The organism is Arthrobacter alpinus, assembly GCF_900105965.1.
GTDB classification, from domain to species: Bacteria; Actinomycetota; Actinomycetes; order Actinomycetales; family Micrococcaceae; genus Specibacter; species Specibacter alpinus.
This window is the reverse complement of record NZ_FNTV01000001.1, coordinates 3,081,127-3,099,428: the sequence shown is the minus strand read 5'-3', so window position 1 is coordinate 3,099,428 and position 18,302 is coordinate 3,081,127. Positions and strand designations below refer to the sequence as shown.

Here is an 18,302-nt window from a genome sequence, read left to right as displayed (position 1 = left end):
GTTTGAGAAAACGCTTTCTCATAATCTACTCCATCAGGCTCAACCGCTCAAAGGGGAAGCACCCAAGGCGGGACAGGCAGGATTCCATACAACGTTGTGAAAGGTCATCCAAGCTCATGAGTACCGCAGTGGCGTCCGCCGACAGGACCGCAGAAGTGCCATCAAGGAAGAGAGCACGCATAGCGCTGGTGGGGGCCGGATCCCGCGCCGAGATGTACATTCAAGCCATCATGGGCACCCATGCTGACACGGCAGAGCTGGTGGCCATCGGGGATGTGAACCCCGGGCGCACCGCCTACTACACGAACTTGGCAGGCCGGCTTGGAGCCGAACAGCCAGGAGCTGGCCAGAAAGCTCCCGAGGCATTCGATCCATCCGAGCTAACGGCTTTCATCCAGGCCAACGCCATTGATCGCGTCATCATCACTACGCCGGACTTCACGCACGCCGACTACATTGTTGAGGCGCTCAACGCCGGGGCTGACGTAGTGGTTGAAAAGCCGCTCACGATCGATGTTGAGGGCTGCCGACGCATCACCTCGGCGATTGCCGAGACCGGGCGCAACGTGGTGGTCACCTTCAACTACCGCTACTCACCGCGCAACAGCGCACTGAAGGAGATCATCCAAAGCGGGGTCATTGGCAAGGTCACCAGCGTTGACTTCAGCTGGGTCCTCGACACTGTCCACGGTGCCGACTACTTCCGCCGGTGGCACCGCGAGAAGAAGAACTCCGGTGGCCTGCTGATCCACAAGGCCTCCCACCACTTCGATCTCGTCAACTGGTGGATCGATGACGTCCCCGCTCGCGTGTATGCCTCCGGTGGGCTGCGCTTCTACGGTGCGGACAATGCAGCCACTCGCGGGCTGGGCGAACGGCCGGCCCGCGGGTCAGTTGACGGTGCTGCCGGCGATCCCTTCGCCTTGGATTTGCGCGAGGACAAGAAACTTGCGGCACTGTATCTGGACAACGAAAAGTTTGACGGCTATATCCGCGACCAGGACGTGTTCTCCGAGGGCATCACCATCGAGGACAACCTGGCTTTGACGGTGGACTACGACGGCGGCCCCACCCTGAGCTACTCCCTGAACGCCCACAGTCCTTGGGAAGGCTACCGGGTCAGCATCAACGGCACCGAGGGCCGGGCTGAGCTGGAGGTGGTGGAACGCGCCGCAGTCCACGACAGCACAGAGAAGAAAAACGTGGTCGATCCCAGCGCCACGCCCATCGAGGAAGAGGACGCCGTGCGCCGCAACGGCGAACGCCTCGTGGTGCAGCGCCACTGGGGGGCAGCCTACGAGGTACCCATCGTCAACGGCGAGGGTGGCCACGGCGGTGGCGACAGCCTGCTGCTGGCAGACCTGTTCAACGGACCCGGAGAGGACCCGCTGGGCCGCCCGTCCGGTTACATGGACGGACTGCGGGCAGTCGCCGTCGGCATTGCCGGCAATGAGTCCCTGGCCACCGGCCTGCCCATCCGCATCCCCGAGCTGGGCCTTGGTGCGGATCTTTCCAAGGCCGCACAGGGGGAGTGAAAATGACTACCATACTCATCACAGGAGGATCCGGCCGCTTGGGCCGCAGCGTGGTGGCCGGCTTCTCCGCTGCCGGCCACCACGTTGTCTCCTTGGACCGGGACACGCTGCCGGAGATTGCCGCCCTGACCGGCGTGGTTCAAGAGTCCGTGGACCTCCTCGATGCCCAGGCCGTCAACCAGGCCATGGCCAAGCACCTGCCCGACGCCGTCATACACCTTGCCGCGATCGCCGTTCCCTTCAGCGCACCAGAGGACGTGATCCTGAAAACCAACACCATGCTGGCGTACAACGTCTTCCACGCTGCCACCAGCAACGGCGTGCGCCGAATCGTCACGGCCTCCAGCCCCACGGTTTTGGGCTATGGCAATCCGGCGGGCTGGCTGCCGGAGAGTTTCCCGTTGGATGAAAACACCACACCAAAACCCTGGAACGCGTACGCGCTGTCCAAATTGGTGGCCGAACAGGTGATGCGCATGTTTGCCACAGCCAACGGGGACACCACCCGCTATGCCGCATTCCGCCCCTGCTATGTCATCTCTCCCGAGGAATGGGAAGGGGCCCCCACCCAGCAAGGACACACACTCGCCGAGCGTTTGGCAGACCCGGCGCTCTCCGCGCCTGCCCTGTTCAACTATGTGGACGCCCGAGACGTGGCGGACTTCCTTGCCGTGCTGCTGGAGAAGATGGACATCATTGACAACGCCCAAACGTTCTTTGTGGGCGCCGCGGACGCGCTCGCAGTGGAATCCCTGGACAAGCTCATGCCACAGTTCCTCCCCGGTAGTGAAGCCTTGGCCGCCGGGCTGACCGGCACCCGCCCGGCCTTCTCCATTGCCAAGGCGCAAGAGATTTTGGGCTGGACGCCGCAACGCAGCTGGCGCACCGAGCTCACCGAAACCAACCGCGCGGACCTCGCTTCCGCAGCCTCACACTAGGAGCACCCTTGAATTTCGAAGGCGTACTATTCTTCCCTGTCACCCCGTTCAATGCCGCCGGTGAGGTGGATGTTGCCCTGCTCAAGGAACACATTGCCTCGCGCCTGCCCTTTAGCCCCGGCGGTATCTTTCCAGCCTGCGGCACGGGAGAATTTCATGCCCTGAGCCTGTCCGAGATCGCCACGGTGGTGCGCACCACCGTCGAGGTTGTTGACGGTGCCGTCCCGGTGATCGCCGGGGCCGGCGGCCCGTTGGGGCATGCCCTCGACGCGGCACGTGCGGCAGAAGCCGCCGGGGCCGATGCCCTGCTGGTCCTGCCCCCGTACCTGGTGGGTGCTCCTGTGGCCGGGCTGGTGGCCTACGTTGAAGCTGTCGCCGCCGCTACCAAACTCCCGGTAATTGTTTACCACCGAGCCAACGCCAAATTCACCGCCGCCGCAATGGTCCAGCTGGCCGCCAACCCGAAGGTCATTGGCTTCAAGGACGGAATTGGAGACGTGGGCCTGGCCCAGGAAATTGTCTCCGCCGTCCGCGCCTCGGGGCGCGAAGACTTCCAGTTCTTCAATGGCCTGCTGACGGCCGAGCTGACCCAAGGCGCCTACCGTGGCCTGGGCATGCCGCTGTATTCCTCAGCGGCTTTTGCCATGGCTCCGGAAATCGCCACTGCCTACTACCGCGCCTACATCGACGGCAATGAGGAGCGCCGCGAAGAGTTGATTGCCGGCTTCTACGCCCCGTTGGTTCGCCTGCGCGATGAAACGCCCGGTTTCGGCGTCTCCCTCATCAAGGCCGGGCTGCGCCAAGCCGGGTTGCCGGTTGGCTCGGTCCGACCTCCGCTGGTGGACCCCACGGCCGATCAGGAAGCCCGTCTGGCCGCCATCTTGGCCAAGGGCTACGAACTGGCCGCTAGCCACGCGCTGACCAACGCTTGAGGTTGACCGCCCCATGAGCTCGAAGATCACAGCCCTCCACACCCGATTGCTGACGGTGCCCCTGCGCCGCAGCTGGGGTGTGGAGGCGCCTGAAAACCACATTATCGCCACCACAGTGGAAACGGACGACGGCGGCACGGGCCACGGGTTCTCCTGGACGCCGACAATCGGCCCCCAAGCCGTCAAGGCACTGCTGGAGAACGACATTGCCGCTTTTGCCGTTGGGCTGCCATCGGATCCGGAGCCGCTGTGGGACGCCCTGTGGCTGCGCCTGCACGAGGCCGGCGGCGGCGGGCTGACCACCATTGCCATGGCCGGTCTCGACCTGGCGTTGTGGGATTTGGCGGCACGCAATGCCAACACCTCCGTGCCGGGACTGCTGGGCCAGCGTCGTGAATCCGTGGAGGTCTACGGTTCCGGCGTGAACCTGCACTACACGCTCGAGGAACTGGTGGCGCAAGCCGAACGCTGGGTGGCCGCCGGCCATTCCGCCGTCAAAATCAAGGTGGGAAAACCGGACATCGCGGAGGACGTGGAGCGTGTGGCCGCCGTTCGCGACGTGATCGGTCCGGATCGCGCGCTTATGATCGACGCCAACCAGCGTTGGGACCTGCCAACCACCATCCGGGCGCTGTCCAGACTGGAGCAGTTCAACCTCCACTGGTTGGAGGAGCCTATCCGCGCCGACGACCTCTGGGCCTACAAGCGCCTGCGCAAGCACTCGCCCGTGCCCATTGCCCTCGGCGAGAACGTGCACACCATCCAGCGCTTCCGCGACTTCATCGACGCGGAGGCCGTGGACATCATCCAGCCCAACATTGTCCGGGTGGGCGGCATCACCCCGTTCCGCAGAATCGTGGAACTGGCGCGCACCAACAGCATCGCGGTGGCACCGCACCTGCTGCCGGAACTCTCCGGACAGCTGGCGCTGACGCTGGCCAGCCCGGTGGCCGTGGAGGACGTGGAGGATGCTTCCTTTGAGCAACTCGGGATTCTTTCCGGCCCCTCACCGATCACCATTCGCAACAGCAGGCTCTACAGCACTGGCCGCCCCGGGCTTGGCCTGCAGTTTGCTGCAGGCATCCCCTCCCATTAGCCCTTCCCAGGTATCACTACCAACAAGTAAGAGGAATAATTCTCGTGCAGACCGCAACGCAAGAACTTCAAGACCTGACGGCAGCCGCCCACGCGGCAGCCGGACCGGCCGCGGCAGCCAGCGACGTCGAGCGGGCGTCCTGGCTGTTGGCGATCGCCGATGCGCTCGACGCCAACGTGACCGAGTTGGTGGCGATTGCAGATTCCGAATCCCGGCTGGGCCCCGTCCGGCTGACGGGTGAGGTGGCACGCACCTCCGGCCAACTGCGGCTCTTTGCCAGGGTTGTCACCGAGGGCTCCTACCTGGAGGTTGTCATCGACCACGCCAATCCGGATTCCACCCCGCCGTCACCCGAGCTACGCAGGATGCTGCATCCCGTGGGCCCGGTTGCCGTGTTCTCGGCGTCGAACTTCCCGTTTGCCTTCTCGGTGGCCGGCGGCGACACCGCCTCGGCGCTGGCCGTTGGCTGCCCCGTGATTGTCAAGGCTCACTCGGGGCACCTTGAACTGTCCAAGCGGACAGCGGAAATCGTCACCCAGGCCCTGCACGACGCCGGCGCACCCGAGGGTCTCTTCGCCCTGGTCGCCGGGCGCGAAGCAGGCACCGCGCTGGTCCAGGACCCGTTCATCAAGGCAGTCGGCTTCACCGGCTCCATCCCCGGAGGTCGGGCCCTGTTCGACCTGGCGGTGTCCCGCCCCGAACCCATCCCGTTCTACGGTGAGCTGGGCAGCCTGAACCCTGTTGTCATCACAGCGGCGGCCATTGCCTCTCGTGGCGGTGCGCTGGCCGCAAGCCTGGCGGCTTCCTTCACGATGGGGGCTGGGCAGTTCTGCACCAAACCCGGTTTGGTCTTTATTCCGGCCGGTACCAACTTTGGTGCCACAGTGGCTGCCGAATGCGTTGGCAAGGCTGCTGCTCCCATGCTCACCGACCGCATCGCCGAAGCCTACCCGGCAGGACTGGCGGCCCTCGCGGCCCAGCCTGGCGTGGATGTCATCAGCGGCTCAACGGAGCAGAACGCTGAAGCGGACGGGGCTGGCGCCGTCGTATTTTCCACCACGGCGGCCAGCGTCATCGCCCGCCCGGCCGAGCTGTTGGAGGAGTGCTTCGGCCCCACCACACTGCTCATCGAGTACCGATCCGAGGAGGAACTGGCAGCGGCCCTCGCGTTGGTGCCCGGGAGTCTGACAGCCACAGTCCACGCGGAGGATGGCGAGGACATTGGGGCCCTGGTGGCCCAGCTGACAGGCCTGGCTGGGCGTGTGCTCTTCGGAGGCTGGCCCACGGGCGTGTCCGTGAACTGGGCGCAGCAGCACGGTGGCCCCTACCCGGCCACCACATCGCTGTTCACGTCCGTCGGGGCTACGGCGGTGCGCCGCTTCCAGCGCCCCGTGGCTTACCAGGATGCGCCCGATCAGTTCCTGCCCGAGGCGCTGCGTGAGGCCAACCCGCTGGGTGTGCCGCGCCGCGTGGACGGTGTGCTCCGCTTGGCGTAGATGTTCGTTTGCGAGGGCGTGCCAAAGTGGCGGGGACCCATGAAATTTCATGGGTCCCCGCCACTTTGGCACGCCCTCGAGAGGAGAGCTGGCGTCCGGATGCTTAGAGCTGGAGAGTCTCGGGGCGAAGGATGCCATTCACCGGGACGGCGGGCCAGCGCGAATCCACGCTCAGCGGCCGGATCCCGTCGGCCGAAAGCAGTACCGTGTCCTCGATCTTCACGCCTGGCCCGGAGGGGTTCCACGTGAACGGCTGGTCCAGCGTCACGGTGTCCGTCACGGCGTCAGTGGCTCGGGGGTCGCGCCCGGCGTACCCTGCAGGTCCGCCCTGGTGGTGCAGCTTCCACTGTTCGGGGCCGAAACCGTGCCGGTCGTAGGCCGTCCGGATTTCCGCCAGGACTTCTGCAACGGTTGCACCGGGCACTGTCGCATCAAAGATGTCGGCCTCAACGGCGGCAATGCGGGCCTCCGCATCCAATTCGGCCGGGGTGCCGGCGTCGAACCTCACCCAGCGCGTCACGTTGGCAATCATGCCATCGCGGCGGGCACACACCACGGCCATGGCCCGCCGGCCAAGCACAGCATTTGTGGGAAGCGGGTGGCGGAAGTCCACCCGGGAGGCGCCGTTGACCAGCAGCACCAGGGGGTCGGCGCCGGCGGCCACCGTGCGCCCGGCCAGCTCGGCGGCGATGGACCGCTCGGTGGTGTGCGGCGTCGCGAGGGACAAGACATCGGTCAGGATCCCTGCAGCGTCCTGGCAGAGGCGGGAGTAGCGGTCCAATTCGCCTGGCAGCAGCGAGCGGCGGGCCAGGCGCAGCTCAACAGCCAGCTCGGCTTCGGAGGCAGGTGCAACCCCGGCGCCAAACCAGGCTGCGACGTCCATCAGCGAATCAGGCCAGGGCACCTGGTGGATGGTGACGCCCGGCGGGAGTTCCTCGGCGGCCAGGCGTTCGGCCTCGTTGTTGAAGGCTGCCAGATGGTCGCCGTCGGCAGTGACCAGCAGGGCTGCGATGGGGTCCCCGGCCAGGCTGATGCCGACGCGGCTGCCGTCCAAATACCAGCTGAGCGCACTGTGGCTGGTGAGGAGCACCGAGTCCCGCCCGGCCGCGGCCAGGATGTCCAGTACGCGGGCACGCTTGGCCGAGCAATCGGCGGCCTTTTCACCGCTGTGGTGTGCTGCAACGGTCATTGTGGTCATTTGGTGCCCGTCCAATCATTGATTTGTTCGTCGGTGGCCAGGCCATCGGCAATGGTCACCGTGATGGTCCGGGCCAGGGTTTCTCCCGGTTGAAGCACGACGGCGGCATCCCAGGCAAGTGACGAGCCCACCCCCGGGTAGCCGTCGGCGCGGACGAACCAGGGGTCAGTGGCCTCCGGAGGTGTTGTGAAGACGAGGGTTGCGGGCCTGCCGGAGAAGTTGCCGGACCAGGCCAGCCATGGGGCCCGGCTGCCGTGCACGGCATCCTCCCCGGAGGCTGACGGTGTGCGGATGTGCGCGTTTTCGACAGCTGGCAGGCGCCAGAAGAAGCCGCCGTAGCCGCCAGCCTCGCGTCCGTTGGAGCCGGGGCTTCCGAGGCTGACGGGACCGGTTCCGGCCGGTGCCAGCGTGAAGGAAAGCGTCAGCATCCACGCGCCGTCCCCGGCGGGGATCCAGCTCCAGTTGCGGGTCTCGTGCAGGATTTCAGCTCCGTCCGGGCCGAACCAGGTTAGGCTCTCTGTCCGGGATGGTCCGTCGTCGTGGGAGGAGGTCCTTTCGATCCGGCCATGGTCCGGGCGCCACACGTACCCGGCCTGTTCGCGCCGGTACGTGCGGCCGCCCCAAAAGTTCACACCGTTGACGTCCTGCAGGGCCACCCCCGCACCCAGGTGCCACACATGGTCCAGCGGCATCGCATCGGTCACTATGGTGCCGGCCAGCGTGGTGACGGGGTGCAGGTAGGGGCGCGGCGAAAGGGTGGGGGCGAGCTGGTGGCCGCTGATTTCGCGAGCCACCTCGATGCCGGAAACCACTATGGCGTCTGTTGCCGTGGCGGGCCTCGCCCAGGGTGCACCCAACTCGGAGAAGGTGGCTTGCGCCGCCGTCGCGCGTGCTATCCAGGCGCCAATGTCCTCAACCACGGGGTGCGCGGCCGGCCCTTCGCCGACCCATTCGACGTATTCAGGGGCGATCCGCTGCGGGTCCTCGGCCGTGCGGACGGCCTCAAGGACGCTCATGAAGGCGCCGCTGTTTTCCAGGGAGCTCAGCAGCGGTGTCCCGTCTTTCCGATGCGCCAGAAGGTTTTCCAACAGGTCGGTGCGGGCGAATGTTTCGCTGGCGGTTCCAGATGCTGTGGTGACCTCCAGAATGTCCTGTGTGTAGTGGAAAACGGCATTTCCCAATGTTCCGTGGACGGTTACGAACGGTTCTGTCTGCTCGGGTGCGCACACCGTCAAGGCGCTGACGACGGCGGGCCCCTCTTTGGGTGTGATCCGAACAGCCGAGGTGTCGTCGCCTTCGATGTCGTGGGCCCGGTAGAGATCCGTCTCCACGGTGTCAATGTCCTCGGCGCTGCGGATGCCGGCGATGCGCAGGGCCGTGGCGATGGAGTGGGCCAAGGGATTGGTGGTGACGCCGTCCACCACATCGACACCGTTGATGGTCCGCTTGCCGGCCCAGCGGGAGCGCTGGTAGTAGGCCTTGTCCCGCAGCCACGTGCCGGTGGCGGAGTAGCCGCGGATGGCGCCCAGGCTTCCGTCGGCGATCATGGTTGCCAGAGCCGGCAACGCGAGCGAACCTAGGGATTGGAAGCCGATCTGAACTGCCCGCCCGGCTGCCACCGCCGCCACGCGAAGCTCGTCAAACTGGGCCATCGAGGCGGCGGTGGGCTTCTCCAGGTAGACATCGGCGCCCGCAGCCAGGGCCACCAGTCCCAAGGCTGCATGGGTCTGAATGGGGGTGGCAATAATGACAACATCCGGTGCGATACCGGCGGCCAGCAGCATCTGAAGGTTGTTGAAGATGCGTACGTCCTCCGACAGCTGACCCGGCTCTGGCGGGTTGGGATCAGCCACGGCCACCAACTGCAAGGCCCCTGCCTGCGCCAACCGGTCAAGGTTTGCCAAATGGTGCGCGCCGAAGCCATGCACGCCCACCAACGCGATGCGTGGAAGTTGTGTTGGGGAGGGGAGCGGGGCTGCCATTGCAGGGAGCTGTGCCGTGCGTTCCATGGAGGAGTCCAATCTGTCCGAGCATCATTGCGGGGTTTGCCTCTACATTACTCGGCAAGCGCTTTCCTAGTGTAATTTCGGTGTGTTGCGGTTGGTAATGTCCGCCGGCTGGCCTGCGGGCCAGCCGGCGGACAGGGGAGAATTAGTTGGCGATCGCTGCGGTCATTTCTTCGACAGCCTTTCCTGCCGCCTCGGCAGGTGTCTGGCGTTTGAACAAGACCTCCGAGGCGTACCGCTTGATGATGTCTTCCATGGCGCCTCCGCCCTGAGGGACACCCGGCGGGACGGGGCCCAGCTGATCCTTGATGCCATCGATGAATTCGATGACCCGCACGTCCGCCGGCTTCATCTTGGGGGCAACCTCTGCCCGAACCACCGTGCTGACGGGTACACCACGGTCACCCAAAAGCGCCTCGCCTGCTGCCGTACTGTTGGCCAGGAAATCAATGAGCTTGGCGGCCGCTTCCGAATTTTTACTTCTCGAGGAAGCAGACCAGAACTGGGATGCCTTGTACCAAAGCTTGGCGTCTGCCGCCTTGCCCGTCAGGGTGGGGTAGTTCAATATGACCAGCTCGGAACCGGCGGCGCTTTCAAGGGCTGGAAGCTGGTTTGACCACCAGAAGGACATGGCAGCCTTGCCTGTTGCCGTCGAGCTTTGGTCAAGCGGCGAAGCCTGCTCCTCAATAACTTGGGATGCCGGCGGGATTGATTTTGCTTCCATAAGCTCCAGGAGGAACGCCAGCCAGCCGCCCATGTCCTCCGGAACAAATCCAAGGCCGCCTTCCGGAGTGTAAAATTCCTTGTCCCGCTGCCGCAACCAGACGCACAGGGATGCCTGGTCGCCGCTGTAGGCTGTGGAGCCAAAGGCGCCGTCCTTGGACTTCGCAGTGACCTCCGCGGCGATTCGCTTGTAGTCTTCCCAGGTCCACGTCTTGTCGTCCGGCAACTCAACCCCGGCATCCTTGAAAACCTTGGGGTTGGCAATGATCGTGGCGGCGTTGATGCCGGCGGGGATGCCCGTCAGCCCGTCAGAGCTCTCGCCTGCCTTGAGGACGTCGGCCACGAGGTTGGTGGTGTCCACCGTCTGCTTGGACAGGTCCAGGAGGGCGCCGCGGGACGAGTATTCCGAAATGTATTTCTCGTCCATCTGCAGGACGTCCGGGGCGTCGTTGCCGGCAGTCTGGGTGGCCAGCTTGTCCCAGTAGCCGCTCCAGTCGCCGTATTCGGCCTTGACCTTGATGCTGGGATTTTCCTTCTCGAATGCAGCGATGGCGGCAGTGGTCACCTTGACGCGGGTGTCCGATCCCCACCAGCTGAAACGGATCTCAACCTGGCCGTCCGCATTCGTGGCGGGAGCACCCGACCCGCAAGCAGCAAGGGCCAGGGAAACGGTGGTTGCCACCGCTGCGCCACCCAACATCCGGTGGAATCCCCTGCGGGACATGGGGGCTTCCAAGGCGGAAAGAGCTGCGTTCTTTGAGGAGTTTGACACTGAATAATCCAATCTACATTGACTGATTCTTGCGGGGTGTACCAATGGTTTAGGGCCGATGTTTCACGGCATGCGGTGAAGAGCCGCTTACAGAAGGTTTCGGCTGGGGCCACCAAATTCTGCGGTGGAAACGGTCCAGGCGCGGGCCTGGTCAGTGAGTGTGATGCCCAATCCGGGGCGGGTGGGTATCAGCATGCGGCCGTCCTTGGTTTCCAGCCGCTCGTTGAACAGAGGCTCCAACCAGTCAAAGTGCTCCACCCAGGGTTCCCGTGGGTAGGCGGCCGCAAGGTGCAGGTGAATCTCCATGGCGAAATGCGGAGCCAGATCCAGGCCGTTGTGATCTGCCAAGGTTGCCAGTTTCAGGAATTGGGTAATGCCGCCGATCCGGGGAGCGTCGGGCTGAATGATGTCCGCCGCCTTGTGGCGGATCAGCTCCCAGTGTTCGGCCACGCTGGCCAGCATTTCGCCCGTGGCGATGGGTGTGTCCAGCGACGCAGCGAGCGCGGCATGGCCCTCGGCGTCGTAGGCGTCGAGGGGCTCCTCGATCCAGGCGAGGTTGTATTCCTCCAGGATTCGGCCCATGCGCTGGGCAGTGGACCTGTCCCACTGCTGGTTTGCATCAACCATGAGAGGGACGGAACCGCCAAGCCGTTCATGGACGGCAGCTACTCGCGCCAAATCCACTGAAGAATCGGGATGCCCCACCTTGATCTTGATTCCGCCGATGCCGTTGGCAACCGTTGCATCCGCATTGTCCAAGACCTGTTCAAGCGGGGTGTTGAGGAACCCTCCGGAGGTGTTGTAGCAGCGGACGGAATCGCGGTGGGCTCCCAGCAATTTTGCCAAGGGAAGGCTTGCCCGCTTGGCCTTCAAATCCCACAGGGCGATGTCCATGGAGGCGATGGCCTGGGTGGCCAGTCCGGAACGGCCAACGGAGGCGCCTGCCCAGGCCAGTTTGGTCCACAGTCTTTGGATGTCGTTGGCGTCCTCGCCGAGAAGCTCTCCGGCAATTTCCTTGGCATGGGCAAACTGGCCGGGGCCGCCGGCGCGCTTTGAATAGCTGAAGCCGATCCCCTCAGTCCCATCGGCGGTACGAATCTCGGTGAAGAGGAAGACGACCTCCGTCATCGGCATCTGACGGCCGGTAAAGACCTTCGCGTCGCTGATGGGGACAGCCAATGGCAATGCAATCGAAGACAACTTGACCCATTTGATCCGGTTGCCCAAATTTACGTCCTGGGGTGTTTGCAGGGGTGCTGCGGCCAAAGACATGACGGTCCCTTCAAGTTGTGAGAAAACGTTTTCTCGGTTTATCCTAGAGTAATGTGATGCGACTAACAAGAGGGGCTGTGGAGGCGTTCGATGCCCTCCAACGCCCCATCGGGAGACACGGCTATTTGCGGGCCGAATCCAGCATTCCTTGAGCCTCTGTAACAAAGGCCTTGGCTGCTTGTTCGGGTGATGACTTATCAAAGAGGACATCGGCCGTATAGCGAATGATGGAGTCCTGCATGCCGCTTGCGCCGACAGGGGGAATGGGCGGCGCCACTGTGATGTCGGCTTTGATGTCTGCCAGAAACGCCACCACGGTTGCATCAGATGGTTTGAGACCAGGGGTGATGGCTGTCAGGACGGCGCTGTTGGTTGGAATGCCTCGATCGGTCATGAGGATCTTCCCGGCGTCTACGTTGTTAAGCAGGTAGTCCACAAAGGCGGCGGCTTCCTTCGGATGCTTGGATTGTGCGGACACTGCCCAATACATGGTGGGCTTGTCATACATGCCGTTGTCTTTGGCCGTCCCCTTCAAGCTCGGGGCACGCAGCATCTTGATTTCACTGCCCGTGGCGCTTTCCAGCGACGCAAGCTGGTTGGTCCAGCTCCAGCCCATGGCCAGCCGGTTGGTGCCAAAAAGGCTGCTCTCCAAACTTGCCGAGGCATCCTCGCTGTTGATGCTTGCCGGCGGACTTGCCTGTTGGTCCCGCTGCAACTTCAACTGGTCCCAGAATTTGGCGGCAGTTTCTTCCTTGAAACCCAACTGGCCGTCATCTGTGTACAGTTGTTCGCCGTGTTGGCCCAGCCAGATGATGAGGCTCGATTCATTGTTGCCGTACGACGCCCCAAAAAGCTTGCCCTTGCCGGCGGCGGTAATCTTGGCGGCCAATTTTGTGTAGTCGTCCCAAGTCCAGCTGAGATCGTCTGGAAGATCAACGCCAGCCTCCTTGAATACGGCGGTATTGGCCATAACGACCAAAGCATTTTGACCCGTGCTAAAGCCGTATTGCTTGCCTGAGTATTCGCCGGTGGCAAGCGCTGCCTTATCAATCCCCGTGATATCCACACCAAGCGTTGAAAGGTCTGCCAGGGCGCCGCGGCCACCATATTCGGCAATGTACTTCTGATCCATCTGAATAACGTCAGGTGAGTCCTTGCCTGCCGTTACGGTTGCAAGTTTGTCCCAGTAGCTAGCCCAGTCACCTGGCCGGGGATCGATCTTGATGCCTGGGTTTGCTTTCGTAAAGGCGGCAGTTGCCTGATTGGTTTGGGCGTTGAGGAACTCATTGCCCCACCACGCAAAGCCCAGGGTGACGCTTCCATCCGCTGACTGTTCGGTGTCCTTGCCGCAGCCGGTGGCTAGGAGTCCCACAGCAGCGGTGCCGAGAAGGAGCTGCCCAAACTGGCGCCTGTTGATCGAGGAACGCATTGTGCCTGCTTTCGGTTGACTACAAATAATTGACGTGAGGAGCTCACAGGAAAAGAAAGAACTAGGCGGTGGTGCGCCAACCCTGGCCGCTTAGCCATGCTGCGCACCGGCTGGTCCATTCGGCCGCCGGATGCCGTCCAGCTTCCCCCTCATCAAGAGCCAGGCCCAGGCCATGGTGCCCGTGTGGGAAAACATGCAACTCGAAGGGAACATGGTGGCGGGCCAGCGCGGCCGCGTAATCCAGCGAATTCTCCACCGGCACGGCGTCGTCGTCCGCGGTGTGCCAGAGAAAGGTTGGGGGAGTGTCGGTATCGACTGTCAGCTCAGCCGAAAGCGCCCGCCGCTGCTCCCACGTGGCTTCGGGGCCTAGCAGGGCGTTCACAGAACCCTGATGGCAGTGTGAGACAAGGGAGATGACGGGGTACGCGAGGACTGCAAGCTCTGGCCTGTCTGCTGTCGGAGTTGAGCCTGCTCCAGTGCTGAGCGCTGCGGCCAGGTGCCCTCCAGCGGAGAATCCCAAGACGCCAATGCGCTCCGCATCAATCTCGAGCCCGGATTCGCCGGACCGCAACCAACGCAGGGTTTCTTGCGCGTCGTTCAGCGGTGCAGGATGAAGGGCCTTGCCGGGGTAATCAGGGGCGACGGCGTAGTGCAGCACCATGGCGTTCAGCCCCAGGGAATTGAGCCAGTGCGCTACAGGCGCACCTTCATGATCGGCCTGCCGGTGGTAGCCGCCACCAGGAAGAACTATGAAAATGGGCCGCCCGGCAAGTTCTTCAGGGCAAAATATTTCCCGCCACGGGCGTTGGCTCATGGCGTGACTCCTGTTCCGAGCGAGGTGCGGAAGAAATCAAAAACCTCTTGTTGCATCCCGGCTGAGAACTCGTGGCCGACTGGCCAAAACGTGCCGGTGTAGCTGCCGACGGAATGCAGATTATCCAGCAGCCTGTTGGCATCCCTCATGCCCTGCGGCGGGAACAGGGGATCCTGAGAGGCGTACTGCACCATGAAATTTTCCGCGGCGGCGAAGGCCGTGAACTCGGGCCATTCACCGAGCCGTCCCAAGCCGGGCGTTTGCAGGAGCCAGGAGTGTGCATCCAAATACGCGGGCAAGAGTGATTCGAAGGTGGTCATCATTGCCGTTACCGCGTAGCTGCGAACAGTTGGTGAGAGCGCGGCCAACACCAATGCCCGCCCGCCTCCACCGGAGAACCCGAAGCAGCCCAGACGTGAAGGGTCGACGCCGGGGAGTGACGCCAATACGCCGAGGGCGGCCAGATCGTCGTGGGCCACCATTCCGGCAAGGCTTGTACCCATCAGCCCGGCGGCCTTGGCAACCGTGTCCTCGTGAAATGCGGCGGCCGCGTTGTACGCCTCTGCCGGGCCGGGAACATGGTCGGCTTCGCGCCACTGGGCCTGCCTCGCGGCCAGGGCGTCGGCCGTCCGCCATGGCGGCTCATCCAGGTTGAAACGACGGCTGCCCCATGAAAACGTGTCATGGGCCAAGACTGCGAAGCCTTCCCTGGCCAGCTCAGTTGCCGATGCCCTGCCATCATAAAGATCGTGCCGGGCGGGGTCGTCTGCCGCGCCGGGCTCACTGCGGCCGGCAGGGAATTCGATCAGCCGGCTGGCGCCGGTGTATTTGTTGCCGGCATGGCAGTGCAGCGCGAGTGCTCCGGGTAGACGTTCAGCGGTGCCGGCCGGCCGGACCAGCCAGGCACGCGTGGCAGGCCCAAAGCCCAACTGCCAGCTGAGTGCGGTGGTGGTGACGCCGTCGTGCGTTTCCTCCCACTGCGTTGCTGCCTCAATGGCGGCGGGGGGCGAGGGAACCCCCAAGGTGTCCGCCAGCCGTTGAGAGCGGGGCGGCACCGTGGCCGGGCCACTGCTGCGGACATATCCGGGCCAGTCTTCGTAACCGGGGATGGCACTGGGCCGGGCGGAGGGATCCACAGGAGCCTTTCGATGAGGATGCCGGGCGCCCGAGAATGTTCAGGCACCCGGCAAGCGGGGGAGGAGAACTACTTGTCCAGATTTAGATTGACTTCTTCGACGAACTTCTTGGCAGCATCCGCCGGAGTTGTCTTTTCAAAGAGAACATCGGTCATGTTGCGGTTCAAGATCTCCAAGGTAGCCGAGGACCCGGCCGGGAACGGCAGCGGCGGGGTCAGATCCATCTCCGCAATGCGGTCAAGGTACGAGGCTTCCTTTTGCTGGTTCTCCTTCAGCAGTGGGAGGACAGTGGCACGGACATCAAGGTTGGCGGGCATGCCGCGGTCACTCTTGATCAGCTTTCCGGCCTCCTCGCTGTTGACCAGAAAGTTGACGAACTTTGCTGCGGCCGCCGTGTTTTCGGACTTGGCTGAGATGCCGTACTCCATGGAAGAACGCAGCCACGCACCTCCTGTGGGTGTCTCGCCCGGCATCTTCATCATGACCAGCTCATTGCCTGAATAAGAATTCATTTGGTTGCTCCAGGAAATCTTCATCCCTTGTTTTCCCTGACCAATGAGTGTCTGTTCCGGTTGCGCCGAACCGTCCTCAACCACTTGTGAAGCGGACGGCGATCCCGCGGACTTTTGCAGATCCAGGTTCATCTGCAACCAGTCTGCGACGCGAGCTTCGCTGATGCCCACCTTGGTTCCGTCATCGGCATACAGCGGCTCACCGCCCTGCCGGGCCCAGACCGCGAGGAAGGAGTCGTTGGACATGGGTGTGGTGCCAAAAGTGCCCTTGGGCGACTTGGCCGTGATCTGGGCGGACAGGTCCTCGTAGTCTTTCCACGTCCAGGATTCGTCATCAGGAAGTTCGACGCCGGCTGCCTTGAAAACTGCCGGGTCAACCACCATGGACATGGAGTTCACCCCTGCTGTGATGGTGTACTGCTTGCCCTCGATTTGTCCAAGCTCCACGGTGCCGGGAGCGAACTTGGTTGTATCGATTTCATCCTTGACCTTGTCCAGATCCAAGAGGACGCCCCGACTGGAGTATTCGCTGGGATAGGAGCCGCTCAGGGCGAGTACATCCGGGGTGTCGCCGCCGGCAACCTGTGTGGCCATCTTGTCCCAGTAGGCACTGAACTCGGTATTCTCGCCCTTGACCTTGATACCGGGGTTTTCTGCCTCAAAGGCCTTGATGACGTCAAATGTGGCCTTGGCCCGGGCGTCATTGCCCCACCACGCAAAGCGGATGGTGACCGGATCGTCCGCGGTTCCAACTTTCTCTGTCGAGGCGGAAGCCCCGCAGCCGGTCAATAGCAGCGATGCCGCGACGAGTGCGCTTGTGCCGAGCGCAATGGATTTCCTGAGCTGAAACATCATTGTCCAACCTCTCGTTGTTGCGTTCCGCGGCGCTGGCACCCTTGTGGTCCCCATCACAGAAAACGCTTTCTCGAAATTTAGCAAATGGACTGCATAGGCGTCAAGAAAACGTTTACTCAGACGAAGTCGTGACCCTTGTGCCGTTGCCGTCCCGGCAATAATGGCGCGGACGGAAAAGGCTTACCGAGAACCATTGACAACAAAGTGAACGTTCACAATACTAGGGTGATCGATCACTTTAGGAGTGTTCCTTGCGCACGGCTAACGAAGAAGTTGCAACTGCCATGAAGGGAAATGCCATGAATTTCATGCCCGACAGACGTACATATCTCAAGTTATCGGTTCTCGCGGCAAGCGCTGTTGGGCTTGCTGCTTGCGGCAGCGAAGCCGGTGCGGATGGACCCGTCACGCTGCGCTTCACATGGTGGGGAGGGGACGCCCGGCACAAAACGACTCAACAGATTATTGAGAAATTCAATATGGAACACCCCAACATCACGGTCAAGGGTGAATACAGCGACTGGACCGGGTATTGGGACAAATTGGCCACTCAGGTGGCTGGCAACGACGCCCCTGACATTATCCAGATGGACGAAAAGTATGTTCGTGAGTACGGCGATCGGGGTGCTCTTTTGGACCTGAACAGACTGGAGAGCCTAGAAATCGCCGACTTCGCGCCGGACGCCGTCAAAAGCGGTGAAATTGATGGCAAGCTCCATGGACTCGTGATTGGGCTGGGTACCTTTGCTATCGCCGTCAATCCAGAAATTCTGGAGAAGGCGGGGATCAGCATGCCCGATGACAAGAGCTGGAGTTGGCAGGATTATCTTGAGTTGGGGTCCGAGGTCAGCCGAAAAGTCCCCGGGTCCATTGGTATTGGCTTGGGTTATTCGGACATCGATTTGTACTACTGGGCACGTCAACAAGGCGACCGGCTCTACGACGGTGAGGCAAAGGTTGTCATCAAACCCGAAACGTTGTCCAGCTTTTGGCAACTCCGCCTAGACGCTTCGAAGAGCGGCTCCACGGACAAGCCGGCTGGAATTTTTGAATCGGCAGGTGCGCCGCTGGACCAGTCCAGCCTTGCCACGGGAAAAATGGCCTTTGGAGGCATTTTCAATACCCAGTTGCCGGCGTACAACGCAGCCAAGGGACAGGACCTCAAGCTACTTCGGATTCCGGGAGAGGCTCAGGCCAAGGAACGCGCCGCTTATTACAAGTCCTCCATGTTTTGGTCCCTTTCTGCCCGAACCAAGCATCAGGGGGCCGCAGAAACGTTCCTCAATTATTTGTCCAACAGTCAGGAGGCTGGCGATCTGATTTTGACAGAGCGCGGCATTCCAGCCAATGCCAAGATTCGCGAATCCATCACCGGAAAGCTAGGTCCTGAAGACACTGCTGCCGTCGAGTTCTCCAACGCCATTGCTGAGGAAGCACGCCCCGCTCCACCCATTACGCCTGTTGGTGGGAGCATCATCGAGAGTATTTTGGCACGCTACATGGCCGACGTACTTTTTGAAAAGACAACTCCGGTGAGCGCGGCGACGGCGTTCATCGAAGAAATTAAAACCACTATTCAAAGGTAGCC

The 18,302-nt window shown here is 62.7% G+C and carries 14 protein-coding genes; 6 read left to right on the top strand and 8 right to left on the bottom strand.

The window, feature by feature from the left end:
* Window positions 1-116 precede the first annotated feature (116 nt).
* From BLV41_RS14210 to BLV41_RS14190, 5 genes are read left to right on the top strand one after another with little or no spacing between them, the layout of a single operon-like run.
* A complete protein-coding gene (locus BLV41_RS14210) occupies window positions 117-1,535 on the top strand; it encodes a Gfo/Idh/MocA family protein (RefSeq protein WP_074712218.1) in 1,419 nt (472 codons plus the stop codon).
* A 2-nt stretch (window positions 1,536-1,537) separates the two neighbouring features.
* On the top strand, window positions 1,538-2,473 hold the full coding sequence (locus BLV41_RS14205; RefSeq protein WP_074712217.1) for an NAD-dependent epimerase/dehydratase family protein: 936 nt from the start codon (window positions 1,538-1,540) through the stop codon (window positions 2,471-2,473).
* 8 nt (window positions 2,474-2,481) lie between these two features.
* Entirely contained in the window at window positions 2,482-3,405 is a 924-nt protein-coding gene (locus BLV41_RS14200) for a 5-dehydro-4-deoxyglucarate dehydratase (protein ID WP_074712216.1), read from the top strand.
* A 13-nt stretch (window positions 3,406-3,418) separates the two neighbouring features.
* Complete coding sequence (locus BLV41_RS14195) at window positions 3,419-4,501, top strand: mandelate racemase/muconate lactonizing enzyme family protein (RefSeq protein ID WP_074712215.1); 1,083 nt, start codon at window positions 3,419-3,421, stop codon at window positions 4,499-4,501.
* Between the two features lie 44 nt (window positions 4,502-4,545).
* Window positions 4,546-5,997: an aldehyde dehydrogenase (NADP(+)) gene (locus BLV41_RS14190; protein ID WP_074712214.1), complete on the top strand. Its 1,452-nt coding sequence runs from the start codon at window positions 4,546-4,548 to the stop codon at window positions 5,995-5,997.
* A 103-nt stretch (window positions 5,998-6,100) separates the two neighbouring features.
* Here BLV41_RS14190 and BLV41_RS14185 read toward each other — a convergent pair whose 3' ends face one another.
* The 8 genes from BLV41_RS14185 to BLV41_RS14150 form a co-directional block, all read right to left on the bottom strand.
* The gene (locus BLV41_RS14185; protein ID WP_074712213.1) at window positions 6,101-7,195 is read right to left on the bottom strand and encodes a M24 family metallopeptidase; all 1,095 of its coding nucleotides are present in this window, start codon (window positions 7,193-7,195) and stop codon (window positions 6,101-6,103) included.
* The gene (locus BLV41_RS14180) at window positions 7,192-9,204 is read right to left on the bottom strand and encodes a DUF6807 family protein (RefSeq protein WP_244516913.1); all 2,013 of its coding nucleotides are present in this window, start codon (window positions 9,202-9,204) and stop codon (window positions 7,192-7,194) included. The genes BLV41_RS14185 and BLV41_RS14180 overlap by 4 nt, the downstream gene beginning before the upstream one ends.
* A 142-nt stretch (window positions 9,205-9,346) precedes the next feature.
* Window positions 9,347-10,648, bottom strand: a complete 1,302-nt coding sequence (locus tag BLV41_RS14175) for an ABC transporter substrate-binding protein (protein WP_074712212.1) — start codon at window positions 10,646-10,648, stop codon at window positions 9,347-9,349.
* Window positions 10,649-10,783: 135 nt separating this feature from the next.
* Entirely contained in the window at window positions 10,784-11,968 is a 1,185-nt protein-coding gene (locus tag BLV41_RS14170) for an L-talarate/galactarate dehydratase (protein WP_074712211.1), read from the bottom strand.
* Between the two features lie 121 nt (window positions 11,969-12,089).
* Window positions 12,090-13,397 carry an ABC transporter substrate-binding protein gene (locus BLV41_RS14165; RefSeq protein ID WP_074712210.1) on the bottom strand — a complete coding sequence of 436 codons (1,308 nt, stop codon included), beginning with the start codon at window positions 13,395-13,397 and terminating at the stop codon, window positions 12,090-12,092.
* A gap of 61 nt (window positions 13,398-13,458) precedes the next feature.
* Window positions 13,459-14,211, bottom strand: coding sequence for an alpha/beta hydrolase (locus tag BLV41_RS14160; protein WP_074712209.1), 753 nt, complete (start codon window positions 14,209-14,211; stop codon window positions 13,459-13,461).
* Window positions 14,208-15,347: an acetylxylan esterase gene (locus BLV41_RS14155; protein ID WP_074712208.1), complete on the bottom strand. Its 1,140-nt coding sequence runs from the start codon at window positions 15,345-15,347 to the stop codon at window positions 14,208-14,210. Before BLV41_RS14155 ends, BLV41_RS14160 begins: the two co-directional genes overlap by 4 nt.
* A gap of 68 nt (window positions 15,348-15,415) precedes the next feature.
* Window positions 15,416-16,714: an ABC transporter substrate-binding protein gene (locus BLV41_RS14150; RefSeq protein ID WP_074712207.1), complete on the bottom strand. Its 1,299-nt coding sequence runs from the start codon at window positions 16,712-16,714 to the stop codon at window positions 15,416-15,418.
* 299 nt (window positions 16,715-17,013) lie between these two features.
* On the opposite strand from BLV41_RS14150, the gene BLV41_RS14145 reads away from it, so the two are divergent.
* Window positions 17,014-18,300, top strand: a complete 1,287-nt coding sequence (locus BLV41_RS14145) for an ABC transporter substrate-binding protein (protein ID WP_074713333.1) — start codon at window positions 17,014-17,016, stop codon at window positions 18,298-18,300.
* Window positions 18,301-18,302 lie beyond the last annotated feature (2 nt).

Coding starts and splice junctions, on each gene's coding strand:
- BLV41_RS14145 (WP_074713333.1), top strand. CDS start 17,014: ATGAATTTCATGCCCGACAGACGTACATATCTCAAGTTATCGGTTCTC.
- BLV41_RS14210 (WP_074712218.1), top strand. CDS start 117: ATGAGTACCGCAGTGGCGTCCGCCGACAGGACCGCAGAAGTGCCATCA.
- BLV41_RS14150 (WP_074712207.1), bottom strand. CDS start 16,714: ATGATGTTTCAGCTCAGGAAATCCATTGCGCTCGGCACAAGCGCACTC.
- BLV41_RS14165 (WP_074712210.1), bottom strand. CDS start 13,397: ATGCGTTCCTCGATCAACAGGCGCCAGTTTGGGCAGCTCCTTCTCGGC.
- BLV41_RS14180 (WP_244516913.1), bottom strand. CDS start 9,204: ATGGAACGCACGGCACAGCTCCCTGCAATGGCAGCCCCGCTCCCCTCC.
- BLV41_RS14205 (WP_074712217.1), top strand. CDS start 1,538: ATGACTACCATACTCATCACAGGAGGATCCGGCCGCTTGGGCCGCAGC.
- BLV41_RS14195 (WP_074712215.1), top strand. CDS start 3,419: ATGAGCTCGAAGATCACAGCCCTCCACACCCGATTGCTGACGGTGCCC.
- BLV41_RS14170 (WP_074712211.1), bottom strand. CDS start 11,968: ATGTCTTTGGCCGCAGCACCCCTGCAAACACCCCAGGACGTAAATTTG.
- BLV41_RS14160 (WP_074712209.1), bottom strand. CDS start 14,211: ATGAGCCAACGCCCGTGGCGGGAAATATTTTGCCCTGAAGAACTTGCC.
- BLV41_RS14185 (WP_074712213.1), bottom strand. CDS start 7,195: ATGACCACAATGACCGTTGCAGCACACCACAGCGGTGAAAAGGCCGCC.
- BLV41_RS14175 (WP_074712212.1), bottom strand. CDS start 10,648: ATGTCCCGCAGGGGATTCCACCGGATGTTGGGTGGCGCAGCGGTGGCA.